The 3,234-nt window shown below is 68.6% G+C and carries 5 protein-coding genes; all 5 read left to right on the top strand.

Annotation, left to right across the window (positions count from 1 at the left end; all coding sequences use genetic code 11):
* Positions 1-258: 258 nt before the first annotated feature.
* Positions 259-630, top strand: a complete 372-nt coding sequence (locus C1I98_RS36940) for an NADH-quinone oxidoreductase subunit A (RefSeq protein ID WP_111171915.1) — start codon at positions 259-261, stop codon at positions 628-630.
* A 28-nt stretch (positions 631-658) separates the two neighbouring features.
* A complete protein-coding gene (locus tag C1I98_RS36935) occupies positions 659-1,198 on the top strand; it encodes an NADH-quinone oxidoreductase subunit B (protein WP_111171914.1) in 540 nt (179 codons plus the stop codon).
* A complete protein-coding gene (locus C1I98_RS36930; RefSeq protein WP_306461947.1) occupies positions 1,195-1,746 on the top strand; it encodes an NADH-quinone oxidoreductase subunit C in 552 nt (183 codons plus the stop codon). Before C1I98_RS36935 ends, C1I98_RS36930 begins: the two co-directional genes overlap by 4 nt.
* Positions 1,739-2,692: an NADH-quinone oxidoreductase subunit NuoH gene (gene nuoH, locus C1I98_RS36925; protein ID WP_111171912.1), complete on the top strand. Its 954-nt coding sequence runs from the start codon at positions 1,739-1,741 to the stop codon at positions 2,690-2,692. The genes C1I98_RS36930 and nuoH overlap by 8 nt, the downstream gene beginning before the upstream one ends.
* Positions 2,693-2,773: 81 nt before the next feature.
* On the top strand, positions 2,774-3,234 hold a 461-nt coding region (locus tag C1I98_RS36920), incomplete at its 3' end, for a NuoI/complex I 23 kDa subunit family protein (RefSeq protein WP_146607873.1).

The raw sequence follows: 3,234 nt of genomic DNA, 5'->3' as shown, positions 1-3,234 counted from the left end.
GGGGGAGACGTCCATGCCACCGCAACCGGTCGTGATCGCGGTGATGAGCGCGATTCCTCCGGCCAGTCGGATGGTGCACATGGTGGTTGAGGCTAGGGAGCTGGCCGGGTGATTTGTGGCCGCTTGTCATGAATTGGTGGGAAGTGGGGGGATGCTTTTACGCGGCGTGCCCGGACGATGGGCGGGCCCTGTCCGGCCTCGGCAGGTGGGTCGCCGGCGCGTCTGGGAAAGCCCCGGCGGCGGGGTTACGATCGGCCCATGGGCGGATACTTCGGCTCCTACGCTCTGGTCGTCGTGCTCTTCGCGATCGGCGCGGTGGTCGTCGCCGCGGCCCTGTTCGCCAACCGGATGCTCCGCCCCAGCCGTCCCACCCCTGAGAAACTGACCTCCTACGAGTGCGGTGTCGATCCCGTGGGAGAGGGCTGGGCGCAGTCGCAGGTCCGGTACTACGTGTTCACGTACCTTTATGTGGTGTTCGCGGTAGATGCCGTCTTCCTGTTCCCGTGGGCTACCGTCTACGCCGCGCCCGGCTTCGGGATGACGACACTGGTGGAGATGTTCCTCTTCCTGGGATTCATCGCGCTCGGCATCCTCTACGCGTGGCGCAAGCGCGTGCTCGCCTGGACCTGACCCGGGCGGGCCGGACGGAAGGAGAACGATGGCCAAGGCGGACCTGCCGATGCCCACCGTGGGCCCGGTGTCGCGGCTCGCCCCCAAACCCATGCGGTTCATCCTCAACTGGGGGCGGCGCTATTCGCTGTGGGTGTTCAACTTCGGGCTGGCCTGCTGTGCGATCGAGTTCATCGCGACCTCGATGAGCAGGCACGACTTCATCCGGTTCGGCGTGATCCCGTTCGCCAACGGCCCCAGGCAGGCCGACCTGATGATCGTCGCGGGCACGGTGACCGACAAGATGGCCCCCGCCATCAAGCGGCTCTATGAGCAGATGCCCGACCCGAAGTACGTGATCTCCTTCGGCGCGTGCTCCAACTCCGGCGGCCCGTACTGGGACTCCTACGCCGTCACCAACGGCGTCGACCAGATCATCCCGGTCGACGTCTATGTGCCCGGCTGCCCGCCGCGCCCCGAAGCGCTCCTGCACGGCATCATCAAGCTCCAGGAACAGATCGCCGGTGAGACGCTGAGCGACCGTTACGTATGGTCGCGGTCCCACCCGGGCGGGGAGGCCGGATCGTGAGCGACGACGCCGCGCGCGCCCTCGCCGAACGGTACGGCGAGCGGGTGCGGGTCACCGAGTCCTTCGGTGAGATCACCGCCGACGTGCCCGCCGAGCTGTGGCCCGAGCTGCTCACCTTCGCCCGCGACGAGCTGGGTTGCGAGTTCTTCGACTGGCTGACCGGCGTGGACGACCCGCCCGAGGCGTTCTCCGTGGTCGCGCACGTCTACGCCCCCGCAGGCCGTACCCACCTGCTGGCCCGCACCTCCGTGCCCCGCGCCGACCCCCGCCTGCCCAGCGTGACCGGTGTCTACCGGGGCGCGAACTGGCACGAGCGGGAGACCTTCGAGATGTTCGGGGTGATCTTCGAGGGGCACCCCCACCTGGTGCCGCTGCTGCTCCCGGACGGCTTCGAGGGCCACCCGCTGCGCAAGGACTTCGTCCTGGCCGCCCGCGTCGCCAAGGCGTGGCCGGGGGCCAAGGAGCCCGGCGAGTCCGACCACGGCTCACCGAGCCGGCGCAAGACCCTTCCCCCCGGCGTTCCCCCCGATTGGGGTCGCGATGGCTGAAGTGCTCGACGTCCTGGTCCGGATCGCGTCGGTCATGGTCGCGTTCCTGTTGCTGCCGCTGATCGTGGGCCAGGCCGAGCACAAGGTCATGGCGCACATGCAGGCCCGCCTCGGCCCGATGTACGCGGGAGGCTTCCACGGCTGGGCCCAGTTGATCGCCGACGGCGTGAAGTTCATGCAGAAGGAGGACATCATCCCGCGGGCCGCCGACCGCCGGGTGTTCGCCCTCGCCCCCGGCGTCTCGCTGGTCCCCTACCTGGTGGTGATGGCCGCCATCCCGATCGGCCCCGGCCTGGTCGCCGCCGACCTCGACGTCGGGCTGTTCTTCGTGCTCGCGGTGATGGGCGTCGGCGTGCTCGGCTCGATCATGGCCGGGTGGTCCTCGGGCAACAAGTACTCCCTGCTCGGCGGCATGCGCTCGGCGGCCCAGCTCATGTCCTACGAACTCCCGCTGGTGCTCGCCGCCTCCTCCGTCGCGATGGCCGCGGGCACGCTGTCCCTGTCCGGCATCGTGGACGCCTGGCAGTGGTGGTGGCTGCCCTGGCAGGCGGCCGGCGGCGTGGTCTTCTTCATCGCCGGGCTGGCGGAGCTTCGCCGCCCGCCGTTCGACATGCCCATCGCCGAATCCGAGCTGATCATGGGGCACATGACGGAGTACACCGGCATGCGGTTCGCGCTGTTCATGCTGGCCGAGTACGTCGGCATCGTGGTCCTGTCCGCCCTCACGGCCGTACTGTTCCTGGGGGGCTGGCACGGACCGCTGCTGCCGGGGCCGGTGTGGATGCTGGTGAAGGTGGCGCTGCTGTCGTTCGTGGTGATCTGGCTGCGGGTCAGCTACCCGCGCCTGCGCGAGGACCAGTTGCAGAAACTGGCCTGGATCGGCCTCGTCCCGGTCGCGCTCGGCCAGCTCGCCCTCACTGGCCTGGTCAAAGTCCTCATCGTGTGACGGTCAAGGTTTCCGGGGAAAACGGGCGGACGGGTGCTGTGGCATTCACCTTCGCGGCAAGGTGCGCCATGATGTTGAGTCGTGGCGCACATACCGGGAGTAGGACTGGCCAAAGGGCTGTCTGTCACGCTGCGGCACATGCTGAGCAGGTCGGTCACTCAGCAGTATCCCGAGGTGAAGCCCGACCTGCCGCCGCGCAGCCGTGGCGTGATCGCCCTTGTCGAGGAGAACTGCACGGTCTGCATGCTCTGCGCCCGTGAGTGTCCCGACTGGTGCATCTACATCGACTCGCACAAGGAGACGCTGCCCGCGCCGGAGGGCGGCCGCCCCCGGGCCCGCAACGTCCTCGACCGCTTCGCGATCGACTTCTCGCTCTGCATGTACTGCGGGATCTGCATCGAGGTGTGCCCGTTCGACGCGCTGTTCTGGTCGCCGGAGTTCGAGTACGCCGAACACGACCTCGGCGACCTCCTCCACGAAAAGGACCGCCTGCGCGAGTGGACGGACACCGTCCCCCCACCACCCACGCACGACCCCACCGC

The organism is Spongiactinospora gelatinilytica (assembly GCF_003236385.1).
Taxonomy (GTDB): Bacteria; Actinomycetota; Actinomycetes; order Streptosporangiales; family Streptosporangiaceae; genus Spongiactinospora; species Spongiactinospora gelatinilytica.
This window is presented reverse-complemented; position numbering and strand designations above follow the sequence as displayed.

Coding starts and splice junctions, on each gene's coding strand:
- C1I98_RS36940 (WP_111171915.1), top strand. CDS start 259: ATGGGCGGATACTTCGGCTCCTACGCTCTGGTCGTCGTGCTCTTCGCG.
- C1I98_RS36935 (WP_111171914.1), top strand. CDS start 659: ATGGCCAAGGCGGACCTGCCGATGCCCACCGTGGGCCCGGTGTCGCGG.
- nuoH (WP_111171912.1), top strand. CDS start 1,739: ATGGCTGAAGTGCTCGACGTCCTGGTCCGGATCGCGTCGGTCATGGTC.